At 58.2% G+C, this 24,267-nt stretch carries 24 protein-coding genes; 10 read left to right on the top strand and 14 right to left on the bottom strand.

The features are described 5' to 3' along the window. The first annotated feature begins 227 nt into the window (after positions 1–227). Positions 228–1,043 carry an MlaA family lipoprotein gene (locus tag ACR0KG_RS01500; protein ID WP_480543752.1) on the top strand — a complete coding sequence of 272 codons (816 nt, stop codon included), beginning with the start codon at positions 228–230 and terminating at the stop codon, positions 1,041–1,043. Beyond that, entirely contained in the window at positions 1,033–1,641 is a 609-nt protein-coding gene (locus tag ACR0KG_RS01495) for an MlaC/ttg2D family ABC transporter substrate-binding protein (protein ID WP_480826282.1), read from the top strand. The genes ACR0KG_RS01500 and ACR0KG_RS01495 overlap by 11 nt, the downstream gene beginning before the upstream one ends. A gap of 92 nt (positions 1,642–1,733) precedes the next feature. On the opposite strand, the gene fliP is transcribed toward ACR0KG_RS01495, so the two are convergent. Genes fliP through fliF form a run of 4 tightly spaced genes read right to left on the bottom strand, consistent with a single transcriptional unit; the run spans position 1,734 to position 4,927 of the window. After that, complete coding sequence (fliP, locus tag ACR0KG_RS01490) at positions 1,734–2,465, bottom strand: flagellar type III secretion system pore protein FliP (protein WP_480826281.1); 732 nt, start codon at positions 2,463–2,465, stop codon at positions 1,734–1,736. Next, on the bottom strand, positions 2,465–2,752 hold the full coding sequence (locus tag ACR0KG_RS01485; protein ID WP_480826279.1) for a FliM/FliN family flagellar motor switch protein: 288 nt from the start codon (positions 2,750–2,752) through the stop codon (positions 2,465–2,467). Before ACR0KG_RS01485 ends, fliP begins: the two co-directional genes overlap by 1 nt. Further along, on the bottom strand, positions 2,745–3,341 hold the full coding sequence (locus ACR0KG_RS01480) for a FliH/SctL family protein (protein ID WP_480826278.1): 597 nt from the start codon (positions 3,339–3,341) through the stop codon (positions 2,745–2,747). Before ACR0KG_RS01480 ends, ACR0KG_RS01485 begins: the two co-directional genes overlap by 8 nt. Beyond that, positions 3,341–4,927: a flagellar basal-body MS-ring/collar protein FliF gene (fliF, locus tag ACR0KG_RS01475; protein WP_480826277.1), complete on the bottom strand. Its 1,587-nt coding sequence runs from the start codon at positions 4,925–4,927 to the stop codon at positions 3,341–3,343. The genes ACR0KG_RS01480 and fliF overlap by 1 nt, the downstream gene beginning before the upstream one ends. Positions 4,928–5,046: 119 nt before the next feature. Here fliF and ACR0KG_RS01470 point away from each other — a divergent pair, with 119 nt between their 5' ends. From ACR0KG_RS01470 to ACR0KG_RS01450, 5 genes are read left to right on the top strand one after another with little or no spacing between them, the layout of a single operon-like run. After that, positions 5,047–5,544 (top strand): flagellar basal body-associated FliL family protein, encoded by a 498-nt coding sequence (locus ACR0KG_RS01470; RefSeq protein ID WP_480551034.1) that lies wholly within the window; start codon positions 5,047–5,049, stop codon positions 5,542–5,544. Positions 5,545–5,553: 9 nt separating this feature from the next. Further along, the gene (locus ACR0KG_RS01465) at positions 5,554–6,045 is read left to right on the top strand and encodes a hypothetical protein (protein WP_480551032.1); all 492 of its coding nucleotides are present in this window, start codon (positions 5,554–5,556) and stop codon (positions 6,043–6,045) included. Further along, entirely contained in the window at positions 6,045–6,629 is a 585-nt protein-coding gene (locus tag ACR0KG_RS01460; RefSeq protein ID WP_480551030.1) for a MotE family protein, read from the top strand. The genes ACR0KG_RS01465 and ACR0KG_RS01460 overlap by 1 nt, the downstream gene beginning before the upstream one ends. A 46-nt stretch (positions 6,630–6,675) precedes the next feature. Further along, complete coding sequence (motA, locus tag ACR0KG_RS01455; protein WP_480551028.1) at positions 6,676–7,545, top strand: flagellar motor stator protein MotA; 870 nt, start codon at positions 6,676–6,678, stop codon at positions 7,543–7,545. After that, complete coding sequence (locus ACR0KG_RS01450; RefSeq protein ID WP_480551026.1) at positions 7,542–9,677, top strand: hypothetical protein; 2,136 nt, start codon at positions 7,542–7,544, stop codon at positions 9,675–9,677. The genes motA and ACR0KG_RS01450 overlap by 4 nt, the downstream gene beginning before the upstream one ends. Before the next feature lie 53 nt (positions 9,678–9,730). Here the strand turns inward: ACR0KG_RS01450 and ACR0KG_RS01445 are convergent, their stop codons facing one another. Together ACR0KG_RS01445 and ACR0KG_RS01440 are read right to left on the bottom strand one after the other, a co-directional pair. Further along, positions 9,731–11,083, bottom strand: coding sequence for an MmgE/PrpD family protein (locus tag ACR0KG_RS01445; RefSeq protein ID WP_480551024.1), 1,353 nt, complete (start codon positions 11,081–11,083; stop codon positions 9,731–9,733). Then, positions 11,080–13,521 carry a GcvT family protein gene (locus ACR0KG_RS01440; protein WP_480826276.1) on the bottom strand — a complete coding sequence of 814 codons (2,442 nt, stop codon included), beginning with the start codon at positions 13,519–13,521 and terminating at the stop codon, positions 11,080–11,082. The genes ACR0KG_RS01445 and ACR0KG_RS01440 overlap by 4 nt, the downstream gene beginning before the upstream one ends. Before the next feature lie 332 nt (positions 13,522–13,853). On the opposite strand from ACR0KG_RS01440, the gene ACR0KG_RS01435 reads away from it, so the two are divergent. Beyond that, the gene (locus ACR0KG_RS01435) at positions 13,854–14,183 is read left to right on the top strand and encodes a hypothetical protein (RefSeq protein ID WP_480551020.1); all 330 of its coding nucleotides are present in this window, start codon (positions 13,854–13,856) and stop codon (positions 14,181–14,183) included. A 3-nt stretch (positions 14,184–14,186) separates the two neighbouring features. On the opposite strand, the gene ACR0KG_RS01430 is transcribed toward ACR0KG_RS01435, so the two are convergent. Beyond that, entirely contained in the window at positions 14,187–14,699 is a 513-nt protein-coding gene (locus ACR0KG_RS01430; protein WP_480826275.1) for a potassium channel family protein, read from the bottom strand. 65 nt (positions 14,700–14,764) lie between these two features. After that, entirely contained in the window at positions 14,765–15,670 is a 906-nt protein-coding gene (gene trhO / locus ACR0KG_RS01425; RefSeq protein ID WP_480551016.1) for an oxygen-dependent tRNA uridine(34) hydroxylase TrhO, read from the bottom strand. A 97-nt stretch (positions 15,671–15,767) separates the two neighbouring features. On the opposite strand from trhO, the gene pncA reads away from it, so the two are divergent. Next, positions 15,768–16,361 (top strand): bifunctional nicotinamidase/pyrazinamidase, encoded by a 594-nt coding sequence (pncA, locus tag ACR0KG_RS01420; protein WP_480551014.1) that lies wholly within the window; start codon positions 15,768–15,770, stop codon positions 16,359–16,361. Here pncA and ACR0KG_RS01415 read toward each other — a convergent pair. Next, a complete protein-coding gene (locus ACR0KG_RS01415) occupies positions 16,358–16,891 on the bottom strand; it encodes a hypothetical protein (RefSeq protein WP_480551012.1) in 534 nt (177 codons plus the stop codon). The two genes, pncA and ACR0KG_RS01415, sit on opposite strands and share 4 nt — an antisense overlap. 165 nt (positions 16,892–17,056) lie before the next feature. Between ACR0KG_RS01415 and pncB the strand changes: the two genes are divergently transcribed. Next, positions 17,057–18,349 (top strand): nicotinate phosphoribosyltransferase, encoded by a 1,293-nt coding sequence (gene pncB / locus ACR0KG_RS01410; protein ID WP_480551010.1) that lies wholly within the window; start codon positions 17,057–17,059, stop codon positions 18,347–18,349. Here pncB and ACR0KG_RS01405 read toward each other — a convergent pair. Genes ACR0KG_RS01405 through ACR0KG_RS01385 form a run of 5 tightly spaced genes read right to left on the bottom strand, consistent with a single transcriptional unit; the run spans position 18,346 to position 24,247 of the window. Beyond that, entirely contained in the window at positions 18,346–19,797 is a 1,452-nt protein-coding gene (locus tag ACR0KG_RS01405) for an aldehyde dehydrogenase family protein (protein ID WP_480826274.1), read from the bottom strand. The two genes, pncB and ACR0KG_RS01405, sit on opposite strands and share 4 nt — an antisense overlap. A gap of 35 nt (positions 19,798–19,832) precedes the next feature. After that, positions 19,833–21,431: an ABC transporter ATP-binding protein gene (locus ACR0KG_RS01400; RefSeq protein WP_480826273.1), complete on the bottom strand. Its 1,599-nt coding sequence runs from the start codon at positions 21,429–21,431 to the stop codon at positions 19,833–19,835. Then, positions 21,428–22,243, bottom strand: a complete 816-nt coding sequence (locus ACR0KG_RS01395) for an ABC transporter permease (protein ID WP_170640558.1) — start codon at positions 22,241–22,243, stop codon at positions 21,428–21,430. Before ACR0KG_RS01395 ends, ACR0KG_RS01400 begins: the two co-directional genes overlap by 4 nt. Then, complete coding sequence (locus ACR0KG_RS01390) at positions 22,240–23,187, bottom strand: ABC transporter permease (protein WP_480826272.1); 948 nt, start codon at positions 23,185–23,187, stop codon at positions 22,240–22,242. The genes ACR0KG_RS01395 and ACR0KG_RS01390 overlap by 4 nt, the downstream gene beginning before the upstream one ends. 40 nt (positions 23,188–23,227) lie before the next feature. Then, on the bottom strand, positions 23,228–24,247 hold the full coding sequence (locus ACR0KG_RS01385; RefSeq protein ID WP_480826271.1) for a hypothetical protein: 1,020 nt from the start codon (positions 24,245–24,247) through the stop codon (positions 23,228–23,230). Positions 24,248–24,267: the final 20 nt, after the last annotated feature.

Genomic DNA, 24,267 nt, shown 5'->3' with positions numbered 1-24,267 from the left:
GCAGGAAACTGGCATTTTTGAACGTGGCGCTTATCTGGGCATAACTTCTCTTATTCCGCAGTGTTGAAGCGATGTCACTTTACCACGCGCAGGCAGACACGTTAAACGCTGGATGTTTCAATTTGAACCTGAAACATTTATGTGACCAAGACTTGTGCCAACGCGGCACTATTATCGATTTAATATCTGGCAATCATGGGCCGGATTACTTTGGAGTGGCAAAGACCGTGTTGAGCAGATTGCGCCTGAAACACCTTGTTGTGCTGTCCCTGTTGCCGATCCTGACCGCCTGCGCCACGCAGCCCCCGGAACAGGCCGCCCGGGGTGAGGTGTTCGATCCTTACGAAAAGACCAACCGGGGCATCCACAAGTTCAATCTGGGTGTTGACCGGTTCCTGTTCCGCCCGGCCTCGAAAGGCTATGTCAAAATCGTCCCTGATCCGATGGTGACCAGCTTCAGCACCTTTGCCGAGAATATCTCGCTGCCGGGTCAGGCCGTCGACTATCTGCTGCAAGGCAATCCAAAACAGATGGGCAACGCCCTGTTGCGTTTTGTTGTGAACATGACAGTAGGCGGGTTTGGTCTGTCCGCACCCGCTGATGAGCTGAACCTGCCGCCCGTGGATACGGATTTCGGCGAAACGCTACATGTCTGGGGATTTGGTGAGGGCGCCTATGTCGAGCTGCCGTTCTACGGCCCCTCAACAACCCGCGATGCGGTAGGCGTTGTGGTCAACCTGTTCTCGAACCCGATCAACTTTACCCCCACACGCCCCGCCGACAACCTTGGCGTTTATGCCGAGATCGTGCGCCGCATGGGCGACCGGGGGCGGTTCTCGGATACGGTTGACTCGATCCTGTATGAAAGCGCCGACAGCTATGCACAGGCCCGCCTGATCTATTTGCAAAATCGCCGCTTTGAACTGGCGCGCGATGATGAGGATGCCTATCTGGATCTGTACTCCGATCCCTATGCTGAAATCGGAACCGACCCTGTCAGGGACCCCTATCTAGACCCTTACGAGGACCCCTATGCCGAGTAAATCTTTGAACCGACGTCATTTTGTTTTCACCGGCCTGACCGGATTGGCGCTGACTGCGCTACCTGGATCCGCCTTTGCCCAGACCGAAGCAAGCGCCAAGGCGCTGGTGAATAGTGTTGTGGCCGAGATCAACCGCGTGATCGCGTCCGGCAAATCTGAAAGCGCCATGCTGCGCGATTTCGAAAAAATCTTCGTGCAATATGCCGATGTTCCGATCATGGCACGCTATGCCCTTGGGGCCGATGCGCGCACTGCTAGCCCAGCACAGCTGAAACAGTTCACCAACGCCTTTCAGGGCTATATCTCGCGCAAATACGGTCGCCGATTCCGAGAGTTCATCGGCGGCCAGGTCGATGTGCGAAACGCCCGCAAAATCCGCGCCGGTTACGAGGTCAGAACACGGGTGAAGTTGCAGGGTTCCTCCCCGTTCGAGGTTACCTTTCTGGTGTCGAACAAATCCGGGCGCGACAAGTTCTACAATATGTTCATCGAAGGCGTGAACCTGCTGTTGACCGAACGGACCGAGATCGGGGCAATGCTGGACGCGCGTGGTGGCAATCTCAACCAACTGATCAAAGATCTGAACCGGACCGCTTAAATTTCTGTTTCGTGTGAAAGGGGCCGCATTGCCACGGGCAACGCGGTCCTTTTGTTATGATTGACACCGGGCCCTTCATTTTCCGGGCCCGCCTAGGGCATGTAGCTGCGCACAAGCGCACTGGCGATCAGGGCCCAACCATCTGCAATCACAAAGAACGCCAGCTTGAAAGGCAAGGACACGATGGCCGGGGGCACCATCATCATACCCATCGACATCAGCACCGCGGCGACAACCAGATCAATGATCAGAAACGGCAGAAAAATCAGGAATCCGATCTGAAACGCCCGCGCAATTTCGGACAGCATGAAAGAAGGCATCAGGACAGACAGCGGAGCCTCGGGCGATAACTCCATCGCTTCACCCCCTGGTCTCAGCGCCGCCATGGCTTGAAATGTATCTACATCCAGACGCGCAGCCATGAAGGCCCGAAACGGTTGCAAGGCGCGTTCTAGGGCCGGTTCCACTTCCATCGTTTCGTCGATCATGGGGCGTATTCCGGCGCTCCAGGCTTCGGTAAAGACCGGGTCCATGATGAAGTAGGTGAGAAACAGGGCCAGGCTGATAATCAGCATATTCGGTGGGGATTGCTGCAATCCGATCCCCTGCCGCAAAATCGACAACACCGTGATCAGGAAGGGGAAACAGGTGATCATGATCGCCAGTCCCGGCGCAAGGCTGAGCACCGTGATCAAAAGGATCAATTGGATGGTGCGCGCCGAGATCGATTCTCCGTCACCCAGCGACAGGCTCAGGTCTTGCGCGACGACCAGCGACGGTGTCAGCACCGCCGCGGCAAGCACCAGCCCGATCAGAAGGCGCATCAGCCGATCCCGTTCTGCAAATCTGCGATTTCCGTCAGGCGCACCGCCAGTTGCCCGGCCTGATCACCGTCCATCTCTTCCAGCAGGCCGCGCGCAACCAGTTGATCGCCAACATACAAATCCACCGGATCTTCGATCCGTTTATCCAAGGTCAAAACAGCGTTTTCGCCCATATTCAGCAAATCGCGGATCAACGGACGGGCACGACCCACTGAGACCGTAACCTCAATCGGGACCGCGTCGAACGGGCTGGCTTTTTCGGGTTTCTGAATCTGGGCGTCACTCATTTTCCAATGCCTCTCTGGCTTCAAATAGATATGCGTCAAAGGCTCGCGCGACCGAGGCCAGAACGGCGCTGCAATCCACCTCACTGCGCGAGATACCTACCTGCAGGCGGGCATGTCCCGGCTCTAACGCGGGGTCCTCGATGACCTTTGGGGGCGAGCCAAGAACTGCAGGCAACATCGCTTCAACCTCGGCTACGCGGCCCTCGGGAACCATGATGTGCATGGGCTGACCAACCTGCGCGCGGGCCAATTCGGTCAACTGCTCAACAACATGCGCAGCAAATCCACGATCGATCATCTCGGGCAAAACCAGCCGCGTCAGGCTGTCGAACATCGGTTCCAGAGACAGGGACATTCTGGTGACCGCTTCGGTGTAGGTGAACGACATGTCCTCAAGCGATTTCCCCAGTTCAGACGAAATCTGCCCACGGCTTTGTTCCTGCGCCTGCGTCGCGTCCTCCCACCCCGCGCCGTAGCCTTGTTCGAAGGCCGCAAGGCGCTGTTCTTCCAGGGCTTCTTCGTCCAGCAGATGAACCTGACCACCTCCGGCAAGTATGGTGAAATCTTCAAGAAGATGAGCGATCGACATCAGACACGCTCCTCACCTTCTTCCAGCCAACTGCGCAGAATCTCGACTGTTTCCTCCTGCTTGTCGCCAATCATCGCGCGCAAACGATCCACGGGGTCTTGCGATTGATCTACGCCAATTGCAGGCACGTCGGCTTGCGCGGCCAAAGGCGCGAACTCTGACATACCATCAGCGGCAATCTCACCCGTCAGCACCTGCGCATTCTCGGCCTCAACGTCCCCGCTCGCCGGCAGCAAGGCGGGCATGACCGCAGGTTTCATCAGGATCGGGCGAATGACAAACAGGGCCAAAACCAGTGAGACCACCGCCAGAACCGCCATTTGAACCAGAGACATCGCATCCAGATGAACGTTCTGAAACATCGATGCGGATACCAGGGTGCCTTGCGGTTCAACCACCGGTAAATCCAGCGATTTCAAGGTGATGACATCCCCGCGCTCGGCGTCGAAGCCCACCGCCGACGCCACAAGTTCCTGCAACGCGTCCAACTCGGCCTGCGGGAGTGGCGCAAAGCTCTCAGCCCCTGCAGCATCGACCACGCGTATGCCATTGACCAGCACGGCAACCGTCAGGCGTTTGACGGCGCCGGGCGCGGTATGCACTTCAAGCTCGGTTTCTGAGACCTCGTAATTCACCCGCTCACGTGTCTGGGTTGCGTTCGAGTTCGATTCGTCCCCACCAGCGCCATCACCATCCGGCAGGTTCGAGGCCACCGTCACATCCGACGACTGGTTGCGGGCGCTGTCCGAACGCTCTTCAACATCGGTGCTGATGGCAACGCGCCCTTTGGGATCAAAACGTCGTTCGCGGATCGATTCGGTTTTGGTCACGGTATCCACGCTGACCTCGACAACCGCGTTGCCCGCGCCGACGCGCGCCTCAACCAGGCGCATAACACGCTCACGAAGCTGACGCGATTTGTCATCGGCCGTTTCCGCAGCCACAGCAGTCTCCTGCCCTCCGATCACCGCGCCCTTCGAATCGATCACCGCCACGTTTTCCGGGGCCAGCCCGCTGACGGCTGAAGAAACAAGAAACCGGATGGCCTTGGCCTGATCACCGGTGATCTCAGCCCCGGTCGACACCAGATAAACCGATGCAGTTGGGGCCACGCTGCGTTGAAACGGGTTTGCGGATCCGTTGGCAATATGTACGCGCGCTTGGCTGACATGGGGGCTGCCGACAATCGTGCGCGCAAGCTCACCCTCTTTGGCGCGCCAATAGGCGGCATCAAACATCTGAGAGGTGGTGCCAAACCCGCTTAGCGAATCGAGCAATTCGTACCCACGATTGCCATTTGCAGGCAGCCCTTCGCTGGCCAGTGTCATCCGCAGCTCATCCCGCTGCCCGCCCGGCACATAGATAGACCCGCCGCGAATCTCATATGGCACGCCGCGTTGATCGAGCGAACGGACGATATCACCCGCTGCCCCGCTTTCCAGCCCCGCATAAAGCAGCGTCATCGACGGCGCGGATGCCAACCGCGACATGCCCAAAATTCCCAGAAACACCAGCACAACTGCGCCGGCAACGATGATTTGTTTTCGCCTGTCCAAACTTGCCCAGACAGTTCCGATCTGCTGCACGCTCACCTCCGACTCGCCGACATTCTGCCCGGCGCGTTCTCTGTTTGGACCATTGCCCTTAACAATCGGTTAGTCCCTGACGGGTTATGACGGATTCACAACGAATGGATGAGGACGTCATGACAGACGCAACGGCAGAAGAGGCAGAAGCGCCTGAGAAAAATGGAAAAAAGGGCCTGATGATCGGGTTGATTCTGGCCGTCGCTGGCGCGGCGGGAGGATATTTTTTGACCACATCGGGCCTGCTGCCTTTCGGCGCAAAATCCGAGGAGACATATGCCGAAAGTGACAAGAAAGACGCCAAGGCTGAACCGCTTGCAGATGTCGGTTTCGTGAATCTTCCGCCCGTGGTCATCTCTTTGACCGAAAGCCAGGCGCGTCATTTGAAATTTCACGCGCAGCTCGAAGTTAACGCTCCGTACATCGCTGATGTGGAAAAAATACAACCACGAATCATGGATGTGCTGAACGGCTATCTGCGCGCGGTCAGGGTTTCGGATCTGGAAGATCCGATGGCTTTGACCCGGATCAGAGGACACCTGCTGCGGCGCATTGAAATTGTTACCGGAGAAGGTCGGGTGCGTGATGTTCTGGTCATGGAATTTGTACTGAATTAGGAGGCGAAATTGGAGCTTATCGCGGATATTTTGCTGGTCGCGGGCGCGCTGGGTGCAGGGCTGTATTGCTTTGTTCTGTCGCGCAGACTCAGACGGTTTACCGATCTTGAAAAGGGCGTAGGCGGCGCTGTTGCAGTGCTGTCCTCGCAGGCAGATGAGTTGAAGAGATCCCTCGACAATGCGCGCGCGGCTTCGGATCAGTCAGGCGAGTCTTTGAAGGATCTGACTCAGCGCGCCGAAAGCGTGGCGCAACGTCTGGAACTGATGATGGCCTCGATGCACGACGTGATTCCAGCAGAGGAGACCGATCCCGAAACGGTCGACATGAAGGACCCTCTGGTCGAGCCTGCACCAAAGTCTGAGGTAGCGAACGAAGTCGCTGAAACTGACGTGGAACCGCCCGAAGCGCAGCCTGAGGACACACTGAGTGAGGCCCCTGCCAAAGCCCCCGAAGGGCTGATGTTTTTCCGGCATGGCCGAAACATGAACGAGGCCACCTGATGCATCCCAAAACTGCGGATAAAAGGCCAAATCGCCCGCGCGCGGGGGTGTTGACGGTCATCTCTCTGTTGATGATCGGATCAGCGATTATTCGTGTCGGGCTGGAAGCCGGGCCAGCGCTGGCGAAATCCGCGGATGTCGAGCAGTCGAAAGAAAAACCCGCAACAACGCAAGCGCGCGATGTTGAGGGCCTTCTGGCCGAGTTGTTGCGCCGTGAAGAACGCGTGAAACAGCGCGAAGATAGGGTGATGGAAAAGGAAAAGGCTTTGGAAATTGCCAATGAGGCCATCGACATGCGCCTCGCCACTTTGCAAGAGGCCGAAGAGTCACTGCGTGCGACCCTGGCCGTGGCAAACAAAGCCGCCGAAACGGACCTGACCCAGCTGACAGATGTCTATCAGAACATGAAGCCGAAAGACGCGGCCGCGTTGTTTGAGACGATGGACCCAACCTTTGCGTCCGGCTTTCTGTCACGCATGCCGCCAGAGGCTGCGGCGAGCATACTGGCCGGTCTCAGCCCGGATGCAGCCTATACCATCAGCGTTGTGATGGCAGGTCGCAACGCGACCGCACCGCAAGAGTAGACCCCATGGACCGCACACCTGCCTCGAACATGCCTGGAGATCGCAAATGATTGGAATTGTTGGAATTATCGTCATTTTCGTAATGGTGTTCGGCGGCTACCTTGCAGCCGGCGGTAAGATGACAATCATCCTGAAATCGCTGCCATACGAGATGATGATGATCGGCGGGGCTGCCGTCGGGGCCTTTTTGATCAGCAATGATGCAGGTGGCATCAAGCACACAATCAAGGACATGGGTAAGGTTTTTAAAGGGCCAAAATGGAAGCCCGAAGATTACCGTGACCTGCTCTGCCTTTTGTTCTCATTGATCCGTATTGCGCGCGCGAACCCGGTTGAGGTGGAACAACACATCGAAGAACCCGAAAGTTCGAGCCTGTTTTCCGCTTATCCCAAGATTCAATCCGACAAAGAGGCGGTGGATCTGATCTGCGACACGATGCGCGCTGCCGCCATGAACTATGACGATCCGCATCAGGTGGAAGAAGTGCTGGATAAACGGATGGAGGCGAATTTTCATCACGCCATGCATTCAAGTCACGCATTGCAAACCGTAGCGGACGGCCTACCGGCCTTGGGCATCGTTGCTGCGGTTTTAGGAGTGATTAAGACCATGGGCTCGATTGATCAACCGCCCGAGGTGTTGGGTAAACTGATCGGGGGGGCGCTGGTTGGGACTTTTCTGGGCGTCTTCCTCGCCTATGGCCTGGTTGGCCCTTTTGCAGGCAAGTTGAAAAACGTGGTGGAAGAGGACAACCATTTCTACCAACTGATAAAAGAGGTGCTTGTCGCCAATCTCCACAACCACAACGCTGCAATGTGTATTGAAGTCGGGCGACAGAACACACCCACACATAATCGCCCCGATTTCACCGAGTTGGAAGATGCCTTGAAAGAGTTGAAGCAGGCGGCGGCATGACCCGGCTTGTCGCGCTGGTATTCGCACTGATCGCCTGGGCGACCTGGGCATCGTCACAAGAGGTGACTGTTCGTTCTGGCGAGCATGATGGATACACACGCCTTGTGTTCACTGTGCCACCAAACACAGGTTGGGTTGTGAAGCACCGCAAAGGCGGGGCACGTTTGATCGTCGATCTGGACGATGTGACCTACAAGACCGGAGGTGTGTTCAGTCGGCTGACAACAAACCGCCTCGCCTCTTTGTCGCAGAAACAGCCGGGCGATGGGCTGGAACTGGATTTTGGCTGCGACTGCGTTGCTTCTGCATTTCTCTATCGCGACTCAATGATCGTTCTGGATATTGCACCCGGCGCGATACTGCCGCCTTTGCTGGCCAATATCCCGCCACCCCGATCGGCGCCGGAGCCGGACCTTTCGTCCCGCCCTAACCCGCCAGAAGTCATAGAGTTGCCTTCGCTGCCCCTTGGCGGGCAGAGTTTCAAAGACCAGCTATCGACGCGTCTGTTGCAAGGGGCGGATCGGGATGTGCTGGAACTGAATCTTGCTACTATCGGGCCAAGGCGACAGCGCGCGCTGCAGGCACTGCCTTTGACGGGTGGTTTGAGCTCGAATATAGAGCTTTCAACCGCATTGGATGAACTCAACGCGCTGCTGGGTTCCGAATTCCCGCAGATCGAAGCCAAACCTGCCTGTTTCACAAGCGTTGAGCTTGGATTTGAAACCTGGGCAAATGACCGACCTTTCCAGGATCAGGTCGCACAGCTGCGCGTAGGGCTGTTTCAGGAGTTCGACAGGCTGGACGCAGATCGCGCTTTGGCTTTGTCCAAGCTTTATGCCTATTACGGTTTTGGCGCGGAATCCCTTCAAGTGCTCGGTCTTTCGGGCTTGCAAAGTGATGAGGCTCAACAGGTTGCAGCAATTGCAAACATCGTTGACGATCAACAGTTTCCCCAGCGCAGCCCATTTCACGGCCTGCAGCGATGCGACAGCGATGCCGCGCTTTGGGCTGCACTTGCAGAGCGGGAACTGACAACCGATGCACGCGTTGAGGCAATCGAACAAAGCTTTGTCCGCTTGCCCGACCATCTGCGCCGCAACCTGGGGCCCCGGCTATCCTCTATTCTGGTTGAAGCAGGACAACTTGAAGCCGCGCGGCGGGTCTTGCGGTCGGTAGAGCGTGTTGAACCGGAGACAACTCCTTCACTCTTCAACGCCAAGGCCGAGGTGGCTTATGCCGAAGGGGATGGCCCATCAGAAGAAAGCCTCTTGTCCGAAGTGATTAGGGCACCCGAAGCCTCGACCGAGGCGCCGCTGGCCTTGGCGCGGTTGGTTGAAAAACGATGGAACGATCGAGGGGCTGTTTCTCTGCAGGAACTGGATCTCGCCGCCGCCTATGCGAACGAATATCGTAAAACCGAAATGGGGCCAATGATGGCCCGAACACATGTGGTTGCACTAGGTCTTGTGCAGGAATTCGAACAGGCCTTTGAGCTGATCGAGACATTGCCGGATAGCGCAGAAGATCCTGCCGTGCTTGACCGACATCTGCAATTGCTTGCAGAACGCGCCGATGACTTAACATTTTTGCGGCAGAGCCTGACTCTGTCACAGCCACAGAAGGATGCGGTGTCGACCGACACAGCCATCGCCCTGTCCGCGCGATTGACAAAGTTGGGGTTCGGCACGCAGGCGGCGGCACTGGCCAACCGCGGCCAAGACCGCGCGAGGCGCGCGGAACGGGCGCTGCTAAGGGCGCAGGCAGCGTTGCAGGTTGGTCGCCCCTATCAGGCGGTGCTGGAGTTGGCCGATGATCCATCAGAGGCCGCCAATGCTTTGCGGATCGAGGCGATGATCGCCAGCCGCGATTTTGCCAACGCCGCAGCTTTGTTGCAGGAGGTCGGCGATGTGCAGGCCGCAAACAGATATTACTGGTTGGCAAATTTGCCAGACCGAGCCGATGTGGATTCGAACGGAAAGTTCGCTGAGTTAAATGCGACAACGCAAGCACTGGCGGACGCACCTGAACGCATCGAGGACAAACCCTTGGCAGATGCTGTGAACCTGCTGGATGAAAGTGCTCAGGCACGCGCAAGAATCGCTGCTTTGCTTGAGATCGTTGAAACAGAATAGACCAACCCAGCGACGCCAATTGCGGTCTTAATTCTATGAGCTTAGGAAATAGACTATGGCGCTGGTGGTTCATACAGAAGCGCAGCCAAATCCGAATAGCGCGAATGCGGATCGGTCCAGCTCAATATCGCGTCGCGGATGGCCTCGGCGCGATCCGCGCCTACCACAGGCTTAGCGAATTCCATGTATTTCGCAATTACGTCTGATCGCGAAAACGGTGCTTCGGGGCCGCCTCGGGCATGGATATCACCCGAATGAAGAAGTCGCCCATCCATCGTGGTAATCTCAACATCAGCCCAGCGCCCTTTAGGGAAACGCGCGGTGTGCCGCTCAATTTCTGCAACCTGAATACGGGACATGAACTCAGCAACCTCTGGATCAGAAAGGCCGGGCCCCGAGATATGCTCAACACCGATCCGACCATGAAGTGCATAAACGGCCACCGCAAAAGGCAAAGAATACTGCGCTTGAGATGTTGTCAGAGGGATACCTGAATAAAGACAGGCGGCCTGATGAAAACTGTTCACCTTTAGGGTCGCAATTTGACTAGGGCTCAAATCGTGTTCGATCATCACCGCCCGCGTTGCATCGATGGCCGCATGGGCCCATCGGCAGATGGGATAGGGTTTCACATATTGATGCTCGACCTGCCAGAAGGTCCCTAGATCTGACCAATGCGATGCCGCTTCATCGGATTCGATCGTGATGGCCGGGGCTCCGGTAAACCCGCGTTCGGCCAGCACGGCGGCGGACAGACCAACCAATGCACCCCAGCCTGACCCGTCATGCAGCATGGTTGGGTTTGCAATCTCGCGCATCATCTGGCCGCGGGGTCCATGGTATTCGGCGATGCCCATGGCTTGCCGCAGTTGTTCAGCACTTTGCCCCCGCATGCGCGCGGCCATGGCCGCGACACCCAAAGCATTCCACGCGCCCGATGTGTGATAGTCAGTGACGCTGTCATGCAGCGATATTCCGGCCCGACCGGCAATTTCATAGCCTGTGATCACCGCTGCCAAAGCCTCGAGGCCTGACAGATCGGGGCGATGTTCAGCCAAAGCCACCAGAGTGGGCAAAACGACCACGCCAATATGACCCTTGGTAGGGTTATAGCCATCATGGCCGTCCAGATTATCGGTTTGAGTCGCGGCCGCATAAGCCGCACCTGCCAGACTGACCGCGCGGCCATCAAACATCATGCGGGCGCTGAACGCTGGATCAGTGCTGGCATACAATAGGGCCGCGGCATCGCGCGCGATCACGCCCGCCTCCATCGGTCCCGCCGCGATCAGAATGCCCATCGTGTCCAGCATCATCAGCGCCGCAGCCTCTTGCGCGCTGTTCGGCATGTCGGCAGCCGCCCGCATCAGCGCAAAATCGGCAACGCGGGCGAAGCTGTTGGTCACGCCGCGCCCTCCATCACCGGTTGTACATCACGCAGTCGGCGGCCTGCCGGGTCAAACGGGGGCTCTGACAGGATCTTCGCTTTGTGCGGTTTGCCGAGGATGAAAACCTCAACCGTATCGCCTGGCTTGGCCACTTTCGGGTTCGCATAGCCGATCGCCAGCGACTTCCCGACCGAATAGCCGTATGCGCCCGAGGTCACGCGGCCCACCGGCGTACCATCCGGGGCGAAGATCGGTTCACCGCCGCTGGCATCTGCATCGGCTGCGTCAACCTCGAAGATCGACAGAACCTCGCGCGCGGCATTGTCCTTGATAGACAGATAGGCGTCTTTGTGCAGGAAATCCTTATCCAGCTTGATCAGACCCGCAAGACCAACCTCTTGCGGCCAGTATTCCTGAGAGTACTCGCGCCCCCAAGAACCATAACCCTTTTCGATCCGCAGCGACCCCAGCGCGCGTCCGCCAACCGGGCCGCCGCCATGGTCCTTAGCGGCCTCTAAAAGCGCTGAATAGAGTCTGATTTGGTCGGATTCGGCGCAATGCAGCTCCCACCCCAGATCGCCGGTAAAGCTGACGCGGATGGCCAGGCAGGTGACACCTGCGACTTCGATGGTTTGTGAGCGCATGAAGCGGAACGCTTCATTCGACAGATCCGCGTTGGTCAGGCGTTGCAGGACATCGCGGGATTTCGGACCGGCCACGTTGAATCCGGCGATCCGGTCAGTTGCGACGTCCAGCGTGGTACCGTCGGGCAGGTCGACCATGTTGAAGAAACGCTGGTGATAGCGCTCGGCCATGCCCGAGCCGATCATCATGTATTCGTCGTCGGCAACCTTGGTGATCGTGAAATCCCCAGCCACGCCACCGCGCACTGAGATCAGAGGTGTCAGGCAAGATCGCCCAATCTCAGTCGGGATGCGGTTGGCGACCAGCCGATCAAGCCAGTCATGGGCACCGGGGCCCTTGATCACATAGTTGGCAAAGTTCGAGATATCGATCACGCCGACCGCGTCCCGCAACATCTGAACCTCGCGCCCCACCGGCTCCCACCAGTTCTGGCGGGTAAATCCGTTGGTTTCGACCGTGCCGGGCTGGTCGGCAAACCAAAGCGGATGTTCCCAGCCGCAGTTCAGGCCAAAAACACACCCCATCGCCTTTTGCATCTCATAGGCCGGGCGCACGCGGGCGGGGCGACCAGCGCTGCGTTCCTCGTTTGGGAAGTGGATGGCGAAACGGTGCGAATACTGATCTTCAACCCGTGCTTTGGTGAACTTCTTGTCGGCCCAATCGCCAAAGCGAGCCAGATCCCAAGCGAACATGTCGTATTGCGGCTCGCCCTCGATCATCCATTGCGCCGCCAACAAGCCCAGTCCGCCGGATTGCGAGAAACCGGGGATGATGCCGGTGCAGCAGAAATAGTTTTGTAGCTCGGGCACCGGGCCCCAGATCGCGTTGGAATCCGGCGACCAGATCATTGGGCCGTTGATGACGCGTTTGACACCCGCCGTGGCAGCAACCGGAACACGTTCGGTGGCGCGGATCACGTTCTCCATGATCCGATCCAGATCGTCGGGGAACAGATCGTGGGCGAAATCCAGCGGCGTGCCGTTTTCGGCCCAGAACCGCATGTCTTTCTCATAAGCCCCGATCAGCAGGCCATTGCCTTCCTGCCGGAAGTAATACTCGCCATCCCGGTCGGCGATTGAGGGCAGACGACGGCCCATACTGGCCACTTCGTCGATGGATTCCGTGACAAAATACTGGTGCTCGGTCGGTTGCAGCGGCAATTCGATGCCCGCCAAAGCCGCGACCTCGCGCCCCCACAGGCCCCCGGCATTGACCACCCATTGCGCGCGGATGTCACCCTTTTTGGTCCTCACGATCCAAGAGCCGTCGGGCTGCTGTTCCGTCCCTACTACGGGGCAAAACCGCTCAATCGTGGCTCCCATGGCACGCGCCCCAGCGGCATAAGCCATGGTCACACCGGACGGATCGACGTTGCCGCCATCGGGTTCGTACATGATGCAGCGGATATCATCGAACTGCGCCAGCGGATGCAGTTCTTTTGCCTGTTCCCGGCTGATTTCATAGAAGTTCAGACCGTAGAACCGCGCCTTAGCCTCTTGCAAGCGCAACTGATGTTCGCGGTCTTCAGTTTGGGCCAGGTACAGCGAACCCGGTTGAAATACACCGCAACCCTGGCCGGTTTCCTTCTCCAGCTCTTTATACAGATTCATCGTATAGTGTTGGATGCGCGTGACGTTGTTATTGTCATGCAGCCCGTGGATATTGGCCGCCGCATGCCAGGTCGAGCCGGATGTCAGCTCATCCCGCTCCAGCAGAACAACATCTGTCCAGCCAAGCTTGGCCAGATGATAAAGGATTGAACAACCGACTAGGCCCCCTCCGATAACGACGGCCTGTGCGTGGGTTTTCATGAGATCTCTCCTAAAAAATCGGGCGCTGCCTGCAGGGCAGGTTTAAACAAGAGTCAGCCATAGGTTGGAATGGGCATATGTTCTGTTCCCGACGCGAAATGTCGGGAACAGGGCTTTCTTAACATGAGTTTAACTCAACCCAATTGAATCCTTTATGATATTTTGAAAGCTTCAGGATTATGTGGAGTAACCCTGTGAACCTTTTGGATACGGACCAGTCACACAGGGTTGAGTTGGAGGAAAAGCGCCGAACAACACACCAAACCCCACAGAATACTTGAAATATTTGGTTAATGTTCTATTTATGTTCTACATAGTCAGAGGACAAGCCGATGGCCCAGCACATCCGAAATTCGGCTCTGGGTGAGCCAAGCAACGATTATCACCTGCTTCCGGTAACAGACCGGCAGATGCGGTATGCCCGTGCGATTGCAGAGCAATCTGCGCTGGAAATCCCCGTAGATGTGCAGCGAGACCGCAAGATGCTGTCGGATTGGATTTCAGCGCACAAGCCCCGCGTAACCTCGCAATTCGACAATTACCCAACTGGCAAGCAGGTCGCCTTTGCCGAGCGTATCTCGCGCAGCAAACGTCGACCTATCCCATCTGAGTGCTTCCATGACAAACGGATGATGTCGCGCTGGATTGACCAGAACAAATAGGCTCTAACCTTGGCTATTTGGGCTGTGGTTGCGTGCATAGATCGCAACCGAGGCCGCCACAAACATACCCAGCAGGATATAGCCCGTGACCGCTTCGGCCGCAGCAAGTGCGCGGCACAGTCCGACTGGGGACATATCGCCATAGCCGACGGTGGTGAAGGTGACATACGAGAAATACAGGATGTCCGCAGGCCCCTGCGCGCCGATCACGCAATTGTCGTTATAGCCAAAGGCGCCATAAGCGGCAGCAAACAGGAATGGCACGACTTGAATGAAGGACACGCCCATCAGCAGCAACAGCCGCCGGGGGGATTTCACCTGGGTCACATAGTACCAAGATTGCGAGGCGATCCAGATCAACAGACCCACTGAGGCGAAAGAACCGATTGTATCGCCAGCGGTCGCATCACTGAGGCGCGACAGGCCATACCACGCCAGAAAACTGGCAATCACCAAACCCAATGCGGCCAGCAGGGTCGATTTCCACTCTTCCAGAGTTTTGGGTTCACGATGCATTGAGGCTCCGTCCCGCAGGTGTGCCCCTGATCATCAGTCCTAAGGGGCGGACCCGCAAGCTGAATTTAGCTCGAACCCAGGTGCTCGAACCCACGTTTGCGTGCCAATAAAATTTGCTTTTGCCGTTCACGAAACCGGGCCTTATCTGCCTCAGTCGTTTCATCGACGCACCGATGACAAGCCACGCCATGCTCGTATTCTGGGCGTTTCATATCTTCGGGCAGGATCGGGCGGCGGCAGGCATGGCACAGACGGTGCGGCCCCTCCACCAGCCCATGACCGACCGAAACGCGGTTGTCGAACACAAAGCATTCGCCCTGCCAGGTGCTATCTTCGGCAGGCATCTCTTCGAGATAGCGCAAGATGCCGCCTTTCAGGTGATACACATCCTCGACCCCCTGCCCCAGCAGATAGTTGGTGGATTTCTCGCAACGAATGCCGCCGGTGCAAAACATGGCCACGCGCTTGTTGTGGAAGCGGTCCTTGTTTTTCTCCCACCAGGCCGGGAAATCCCGGAAACTGGCGGTTTCAGGGTCTATTGCGCCCTCAAACGTACCGATCGCCACCTCATAGTCGTTGCGCGTATCGATCACGACCACGTCGTCCGAGCGGATCAGGTCGTTCCATTCCTCCGGCTCAACATAGTTGCCGACACGGGCCCGCGGATCGACATCCGGCTGGCCCATGGTCACAATCTCTTTCTTCAGCCGCACCTTCATTTTGCCGAATGGCGGATGGTCTGCGGTTGCCTCTTTCCACTCAAGATCAGCACATCCGGGCAGCGCTTTGATATGCGCCAGCACCGCATCAATCCCAGCACGAGGACCCGCGATAGTGCCGTTGATACCTTCCTGCGCCAGCAGCAGTGTGCCCTTGACCGATTGGGCGCGGCACAGGTCCAGCAACGGATCCCGCAAGGCGGCGTGATCCGGAAAGCGGGTGAAGTGATAGAGAGCAGCGATCGTGTACATGCGCGCGGTCTAAACCCGCAGGCGCAGAGTCGCAAGAGACCGCATTGACGACCAACCCACGCCCGCCTACCGATAAGGCATCAAAGGAGGCCCCCAGATGACCCATGCCCTGATCGTAATCGACGTCCAAAATGATTTCTGCCCCGGGGGTGCGCTGGCCGTTGCGGGCGGGGACGAGGTCGTGGCCCCGATCAATGCCATGATGGATGATTTCGACGCGGTGATCCTGACGCAGGATTGGCATCCTGCAGGTCATTCCAGCTTTGCCAGTTCGCACCCGGGCAAAGCCCCGTTTGAGCTGATCGATATGCCCTATGGCCCGCAGGTCCTGTGGCCCGATCACTGCGTTCAGGGCACGGATGGCGCTGCGTTTCACCCCGGTCTGCGCACCGATGCCGATCTGATCATCCGCAAAGGGTTTCGCAGAGCAATCGACAGCTATTCTGCCTTTTTTGAAAACGACCGTGAGACGCCGACAGGGTTGAAAGGCTATCTTGACACACGTGGGTTGTCGAAGGTCACCCTCGTCGGGTTGGCTACGGATTTCTGCGTCCATTACTCTGCCGTAGATGCCGCGCAGCTGGGGCTGGATGTGACCGTTCGGCTGGATGCCTGTCGCGGGATCGATATGGACGGGTCGATGGCAGCGGCTGAGCAGGCGATGCGGACCGCAGGGGTGGTTCTAATTTAGGGTGTCGAGGTCCCGGTCGCCTCAAGGAACTTGAACAGAACAAACAGAATGACGGCCAGCCCTAGGGCAAAGCCAATGCGGCCCGGCACTGCTCGCCGTCTGGTTCGGTTTGTCGGCATTGGCTCGGGCGCGGGGGCAGTCATAACAGGCTGCACGATCCCCTGCACTGGCCGCGCGCGTTTCACATGCGCCAGGAACTGCAAAAGATCGAACTCACCACTGTATTCACCCTGAACGCCCTGGTTTTTGATGTTGGCAAACAGCACTTGCAAAATCTGGTCGCGGTCAGCCTTATCTGCGGGCGAGTATACATCGGGCGCAATTCCGCTGTCATGCGCGGCCAGCTCGAACCCCGCATCCTGAAATATCTTGCGAATCTTGGGCGACGCCCCGCGCAATGCATCAGACGTCTTCACATCCCGAAACATCGCCACCGGGCGAACCCCATCTTTGGTCTCGCCCGAAAGTGTTTCAAATGTTTGATCGTCTGATGCTGTTCTTAAAATATCAAAGTCGTATCGAAGACTCATTCACAACTAACAACCTTATCTTTCCATCCCGCACCCTCACTAATCGGTGATCCAATCAAACAATATGCCCGCTTTGTGGCGTCAAACGGGCATTGTCACCAAATCAGCGACTCTTGCTATTCGTCGTGCCGATTGATCTAACAACGGAAATCGCAGGAGTTCCCCATGGTCGATATTGCGACCCGTGTTTACAATCACAAATGGAAAATCGATCCGATTGTGCGGTCTTTGATCGATACGGATTTCTACAAACTGCTGATGTGCCAGTCAGTGTTTCGAAACAAGCCTCAAACAAATGTCGAGTTTTCACTGATAAACCGCTCGAATCACGTGCCATTGGCGCGCCTGATCGACGAAGGCGAACTGCGCGAACAGCTGGACCACATCCGCTCGCTCAGCCTCAGCCGAGGGGAAAGCACCTGGCTGCGGGGTAACATGTTTTATGGCAAACGGCAGATGTTCCGCTCGGATTTTATGGAGTGGTTCGAAAATATGCGCCTGCCGCCCTATCATCTGGAGCGCAAAGGCGATCAGTACGAGCTGACCTTCGAAGGTAAATGGCACGAGGTCATGCTGTGGGAAATCCCCGCTTTGGCCGTGTTGATGGAACTGCGTTCGCGCGCCGTCCTAAACCACATGCGCCGGTTCGAGTTGCAGGTTCTTTATGCCCGCGCCATGACCCGGGTGTGGGAGAAGATTGAACAACTCAGCGCCATTCAAGGTCTTGGGATTGCGGATTTCGGAACCCGTCGGCGGCACTCGTTCCTCTGGCAAGACTGGTGTGCTCAGGCGATGATCGAAGGGTTGGGCCCTGCTTTCACCGGCACCTCGAACTGTCTGATCGCCATGCGGCGCGAGGTTGAGGCCATCGGCACCAACGCCCACGAACTGCCCATGGTCTATTCCGCTCTGGCCGATACGGATGAGGCGCTGGCTCAGGCCCCCTATGACGTTCTCAGCGACTGGCATGAAGAACATGACGGCAATCTGCGCATCATTCTGCCAGACACCTACGGTACTAAGGGATTTCTGGACCGCGCGCCCGATTGGCTGGCGGGCTGGACTGGGATTCGTATCGACAGTGGCGACCCTGCTGAAGGGGCCGAAGTGGCCATCGACTGGTGGAAGTCCCGTGGAGAAGACCCAACGCAGAAACGGATCATCTTTTCCGACGGGCTGGACGTCGACAAAATCAAGGAGCTGCACGCGCAGTTTGTCGGGCGCACCAACATCTCATTTGGGTGGGGCACCTTGTTGACCAATGATTTCCGCGGGCTTGTGCCGAACGACGCTCTCGCGCCGTTCTCGCTGGTCTGCAAGGCGGTGTCGGCCAATGGGCGACCAACGGTCAAGCTGTCGGACAACCCGGAAAAAGCGATGGGTCCAGCCGATCAGATCGACCGATACAAGCGGGTGTTTGGTGTCGGTGCTCAGAAGGCAATTGAGGTGATTGTTTAGCCGTGAAACGCCGCCACCGTCTTGAGTTGTGAAAAGCCATACAGCGCCTCGAACCCTTTTTCGCGGCCGTGTCCGGATTTTCCGACCCCTCCAAACGGAAGCTCCACGCCGCCGCCCGCACCGTAATTGTTGATGAACACCTGACCCGAGCGCAGGCGCTTCGCCAACCGCATCTGCCGCGCGCCATCGCGGGTCCAGATGCTGGCGACAAGGCCATAATCGGTACTATTTGCTATAGTTAGAGCCTGTTCTTCGGTTTCAAACGGGATCAGAACCTGTACTGGGCCAAAAATCTCATCCTGCGCCAAAACGTGATTGGCGGGAACATCCGCGAACAGCGTCGGCCGGACATAGGCACCTGTCTCTGGCGCATCCGACGTGATCCTCCCTTGCCCCACGATGGTCAAATCCTCTCCCTTCTCCAGAAAACCCATAACGATGGTTTTTTGCCGGTTCGAGATCAGCGGGCCCACCCGCAGGTCATTTATCGCAGGCCCCACGGTCAGTTGACCATAGGCTTCAGCCATCCGCGCCTTGACCTGTTCGTAGACCCCACGCTGCACCAGAATGCGGGATGAGGCAGAGCAGGTTTGCCCGGCATTCTGAATGCCTGCATTGACCAGAAACGGCAGGGATGCGTCCAAATCGGCGTCATCAAACACCAGTTGCGGTGATTTTCCGCCGAGCTCCAACGTCACAGGGACTACATTGCGCCCCGCTGCTTGCTGCACCAAAGCCCCGGTCGCAACGGACCCGGTGAACGAGATGTGATCGACGCCCGGATGCCCGGACAGCGCGGCCCCGGCCTCGGCCCCCAGACCCGGCACAACGTTCAACGCACCGGCAGGCAGCCCGGCCTCAGTCGCCAGATGGGCAAAGGCCAGCGCGGTCAGGCAGGCCTCTTCCGCTGGTTTCAGCACACAAGCATTGCCCATGGCCAGGGCGGCCCCGACCGAGCGGCCAATGATTTGCATTGGGTAGTTCCACGGCACGATATGGCCCGTCACGCCATGTGGCTCGCGCAGCGTGTAGACGGTGTAGCCATCCAGATACGGGATGGTCTCGCCCATCACCTTATCCGCGGCACCACCATAAAACTCACAATACCGCGCCAAGGCCACGGCATCCGCCCTTGCCTGCGTCAGCGGTTTGCCAACGTCCTTGGCCTCCAAAACGGCCAGATCCTCGACACGGTCCAGAACCAACCGACCTAAACGACTTAGAATGCGCCCACGCTCGAATGCAGGCATTCGGCCCCATTCGCCATCTAGTGCAGCGCGGGCTGCCACGACAGCAGCGTCGATATCCGATGCTCCACCGCGCGCGATCTGGCAGATTTCAGAATCATCGGACGGGTTGACCAAGGGCAACGATTGAGCGGTGACCGGCGATTGCCACGCACCCCCGATCAAACAGAGGCTGGGATCAAACCATATCGCATTGGTCATATCTAACTCCTATTTCGGCTCTAACACGGGGAAAATCACGCAGCACCCACTCCGATCTCCGGCAACTGCGGCGCAGCAGAAATCAGCTTTTGTGTGTATGGATGGCGCGGATTGGTGAAGACCTGCTCGGTCTCACCCTGTTCAACGATCTTCCCGGCCTGCATGACCATCACCCTGTCCGTGATCGTGCGCACGACGCTCAGATCGTGGCTGATGAACAGATAAGTCAGATCATAGGCGTCACATAGTTCAGCCAGCAGGTCTAGAATCTGCGCCCGGACCGAGACGTCGAGGGCCGAGACCGCCTCGTCAAACAGGATCAGTTCCGGGCGGATGATCAGCGCGCGGGCAATTGCAATGCGCTGCCTTTGACCGCCCGAAAATTCGTGGATGTACTTGTCCGCATCCTCTGGGCGCAGCCCGACGGCGGTCAACATTTCGGCAATGCGAGCCTGCCGCTCGCCTCCAGTCAGAGGGATTTCGAGTAAATGAAATGGTTCGGTAATCAGGCGTGCAACCCGGTGGCGCGGATTGAAACTGCCATAAGGGTCTTGAAACACCACCTGCATCTTGCGCCGCACGGCCGGATTCGGCTTGTGACCGGAGAACACCGGCTGACCATCCAACCGGATGTTACCGGATTGAACCTCTTCCAATCCCAAAATCGCCCGTGTTAGGGTCGATTTTCCACATCCGGACTCCCCTACCAGACCCAGCCGCTCACCCCGGTTGAGGGTGAAGCTGACCTGATCCACGGCACGGGTATAGCCGGGCGCATCGAACAGGCCCTTGCGGGGCAGGCGATAGTCGCGGACCACTTGCGTGACCTCTAGCAACGGCTGCGGTTGTTTTGCATGAGGCAGAGCCACCTGATGGTTCGACGCCTCGAACAGCATCCGGGTATAGGGGTGCTGCATGTTGCGTAGCAGGTGATCTGTCGCGCCGCTTTCGACCACCTCGCCATGGCGCATGACGACGATCTGATCCGCCATATCGGCGACAACGGCCAGATCATGGGTGATCATCAGCAGGCCCATGTCGTATTCGGTCACCAAGCCCCTGAGCAAATCCAGAATCTGCGCCTGAGTGGTCACATCCAGCGCCGTTGTCGGTTCATCCGCGATCAGCAGTTTAGGGCGCAAGGCAATCGCCATTGCGATGACCACACGCTGACGCTGACCACCGGACAATTCATGCGGATAGCGGGACAGGGGGAAGCGATCAGAAGGCAGCCCAACTCGGGCCAATACCTCTTCCGCCCGCTCCCGCGCCTGCGCAGGAGGCATCGCCTTGTGGATCAGGATGGTCTCCATCACCTGATCGCCGATGGTTTTGACCGGGTTAAGCGCAGTCATAGGCTCTTGAAACACCATCCCGATCGAAGCACCGCGCAATGCGCACATCTCTGCCTCGGGCCGGTTCAGGATTTCCTGCCCGTCCAGCAGGATCGAGCCATCACTTTCCGTCCCATCGGGCAACAACTGCATCACGGCCAGCGCGGTCATCGATTTACCCGAGCCGCTTTCCCCGGTTACAGCAACGATCTGCCCCGGTGCAATCGACAAGCTGACCTGTTTCAAAATCTCGCCCCCGTGAATGCCGAGCGACAGGTTCTCGATCCGCAGCAAACTCATGCCCGCGCCACCCGGATTCGGGGGTCCAGCCAGTCGCGCAGACCATCACCCAGCAGGTTCAGGCCCAATACCGTCACGATGATCGCCAGACCCGGAATCAGAGCCAAATGTGGGGCAAAACTGACCATCGTCTGCGCATCGGCCAGCATCCGACCCCAGCTTGGCGTGGGTGGTTGCGCCCCGAGACCGACGTAACTCAAGCCCGCCTCGGCCAGAATGCCCAGGCTGAATTGAATGGTGCCCTGCACGATCAGCAGATTGGCCACGTTGGGCAGGATATGCTCCGCCGAAATCCGCGCCGCGCCCTTGCCCGAGACACGGGCGGCGAGGATGAACTCACGCTCCCACAGGGACAGGGCCGCCCCTCGGGTGATGCGGGCAAAGACGGGGATGTTGAAGATGCCGATGGCGATGATGGCGTTGATGGCACCCGCGCCGAACACGGCCGTGATCAGGATGGCGATGACCAGAGAGGGGAAAGCAAAGACCAGATCGTTGCCGCGCATGATGACTTCGTCCAGCCACGATCCCTTGCGTGCGGCCGCTGTCAGGCCCAAGGGCACGCCCAACGCCATACCGATCCCCACGGCGACCAGCGCCACGGCAATGGACGTCCGCGCGCCGACCATGATCATCGAGAACATGTCGCGCCCGAAGTGATCGGTGCCGAACCAATGCTGCGCGTTGGGTGGCTGCAGTTTCGCGGGAATGTCCAGCGCGGCATGGTCATAGGGCGTCCAGACAAACGAGATCAGCGCCGCCAGCAGGACCAGCGAGGACAGCACCGCGCCTAGGATCAGGTTGCGACTCATGTCCTGCTCCTCAGCCGCGGGTCAACGGCGGCATAGGCCAGATCCACCAGGAAGTTCACGGTGATGACAGCGAAGACCAGCAGCATGACCACCGATTCCACCACGATCAGATCGCGGGCCGAGATCGCCTGAAATACCAGCCGCCCGAGGCCGGGCAGATAGAAAACCTGTTCAATAATGATCGACCCGGCCAAAAGGAACGAAAACTGCAGCCCGATGATCGTCAGCACCGGGATCAGCGCGTTTCGCACCCCGTGTCGCCACAGCGCCTGACGACGGGACAGCCCTTTGGCGCGGGCCGTGCGCATGAAATCTTCGCCCAGTATGTCCAAAAGCGAGGATCGCATCACCCGCGCCAGAATGGCTGCTTGTGGCAAGGCCAGGGCAATCGCGGGCAGGGTCAGGGAATGCAGCCCGGCCCAGAATCCGTTGTCCCAGCCAGCAAACCCGCCCGCATTGAACCAGCGCAGGTTTATGGCAAAGATCAGGACCAGCATCATCGCAAACCAGAAATTCGGCACCGCGATGCCTAGCTGTGTTGCTCCCATCACCGTCAGATCACCCGGTTTGCCGCGGCGCGCGGCGGCATAGATGCCTGCGGGAAAGGCGATCAGGGTCGACAAGGTCAGTGCATAAAGCGCCAGTGGCAAAGACACCCACAGCCGATCCGCGATCATCTGTGAAACAGGCGTGCGATACGTGTACGAGGTCCCGAAATCCCCCACCAGCATACCGCCCACCCAGTTGAAGTAGCGCTGGGTCTTGGACATGTCCAAGCCCAACTCGGCCCGCAGCGCAGCCAATGTGTCGGGCTGCGCATTGACCCCCAACATGAACGAGGCCGGATCACCCGGCGCCACCTCGATCACCGCAAAGATGACGACCGAGGCTATGGCAAGGCTGATCACAAGCGAGAGCAGTCGTTTGAGCGCATAACGTAGCATTGTGGGCAGGTTAAGTGCGCGCCCTGCCCGGGTCCAGCGGCTAGTTATACTTACGCTGCTCTTGCCGAACCAGATCGACGGCGCAGGCCGAAAGCTCTTGCGCAGGGGCCGATTCAGCCAGCGTTTCCAGATTGGTTTCGGTGCGCGCAAGGGCCGCCCGACGCAGCACCATCAACCGGGCGCGCGGGCTGTCCAGAAACTGCGATTGCGGGATCACGGTCTCAAGGGGGCTGTCCATGCGGATCACCTCGAAATACCCGCCCAGCAGCGAGAGGAAGGCAAAGGAACAAGCCGCAGCCTCTGCCGAACAATGCGTGTTGCACAGATGCGCGATGGGTCGCGTTGCCTCGGCTGTCATCAGCCAATTCTCCACGGCGGGCCGCCACGGGTTGCCCGGTGACAGATCGCCATAACCCAGTCCCAACGCCAAAACACCAGCCATACCAAGCGCCTGCTCCGACTTTGCCGAAACCAGGTCGGGCTGAATATGACGCAGCGCAGCCAAGCCGTCCCCGCGCGGCTCGGGACTGTCCGAAAGATAGGCCAGATAGGGCTGCAGATCGTCCATGGTCCCGTCATAGGCGCGCAACTCATCCCGCATCGCCTGGCTGCCGTACAACGCAACGATCCGCGTTGGGTAATCTGTGGCTTGATGTTCACCAAGATCGTTGAGGCGTTTCACCTGATCGGGATCAGGCTGAGGCTGCCTGGATCGCAGCAAGGCCTGCGCCAGTGCATTCCCCTCGGCGGCCTCGATGGTCAACCAGGATGTGCCGAAATTGCTATTGTCGTTGCGCCGGAACAGGGCGCGGGATTGGGCGGGCTCAAGGCTTTGTCGAAACGGGGACGGTCCAAGATCCGTGGTTTCGATCCGGCCCAGCAACAAACGCGCATCCGAATTGCCAGACGCCGCCAGCGCGGCCAGCATTGGCAGCGCCTTGGCATCATCGCCGCCCAGCCATAAGGCTATTGCCGCATCCATAGTGGTCTCTGCCGATACGGATGGCGCAACACAAAGCTGCGCCAGGACCATCACGGCAAGGAAAGAGCGTTTGATCATAGGCCTTCCCTCAGGCTGAA

The organism is Ruegeria sp. H4 (genome assembly GCF_056533065.1).
Note: the sequence above shows the minus strand (reverse complement) of the source record. Positions and strands in the feature narration are given on the sequence as shown.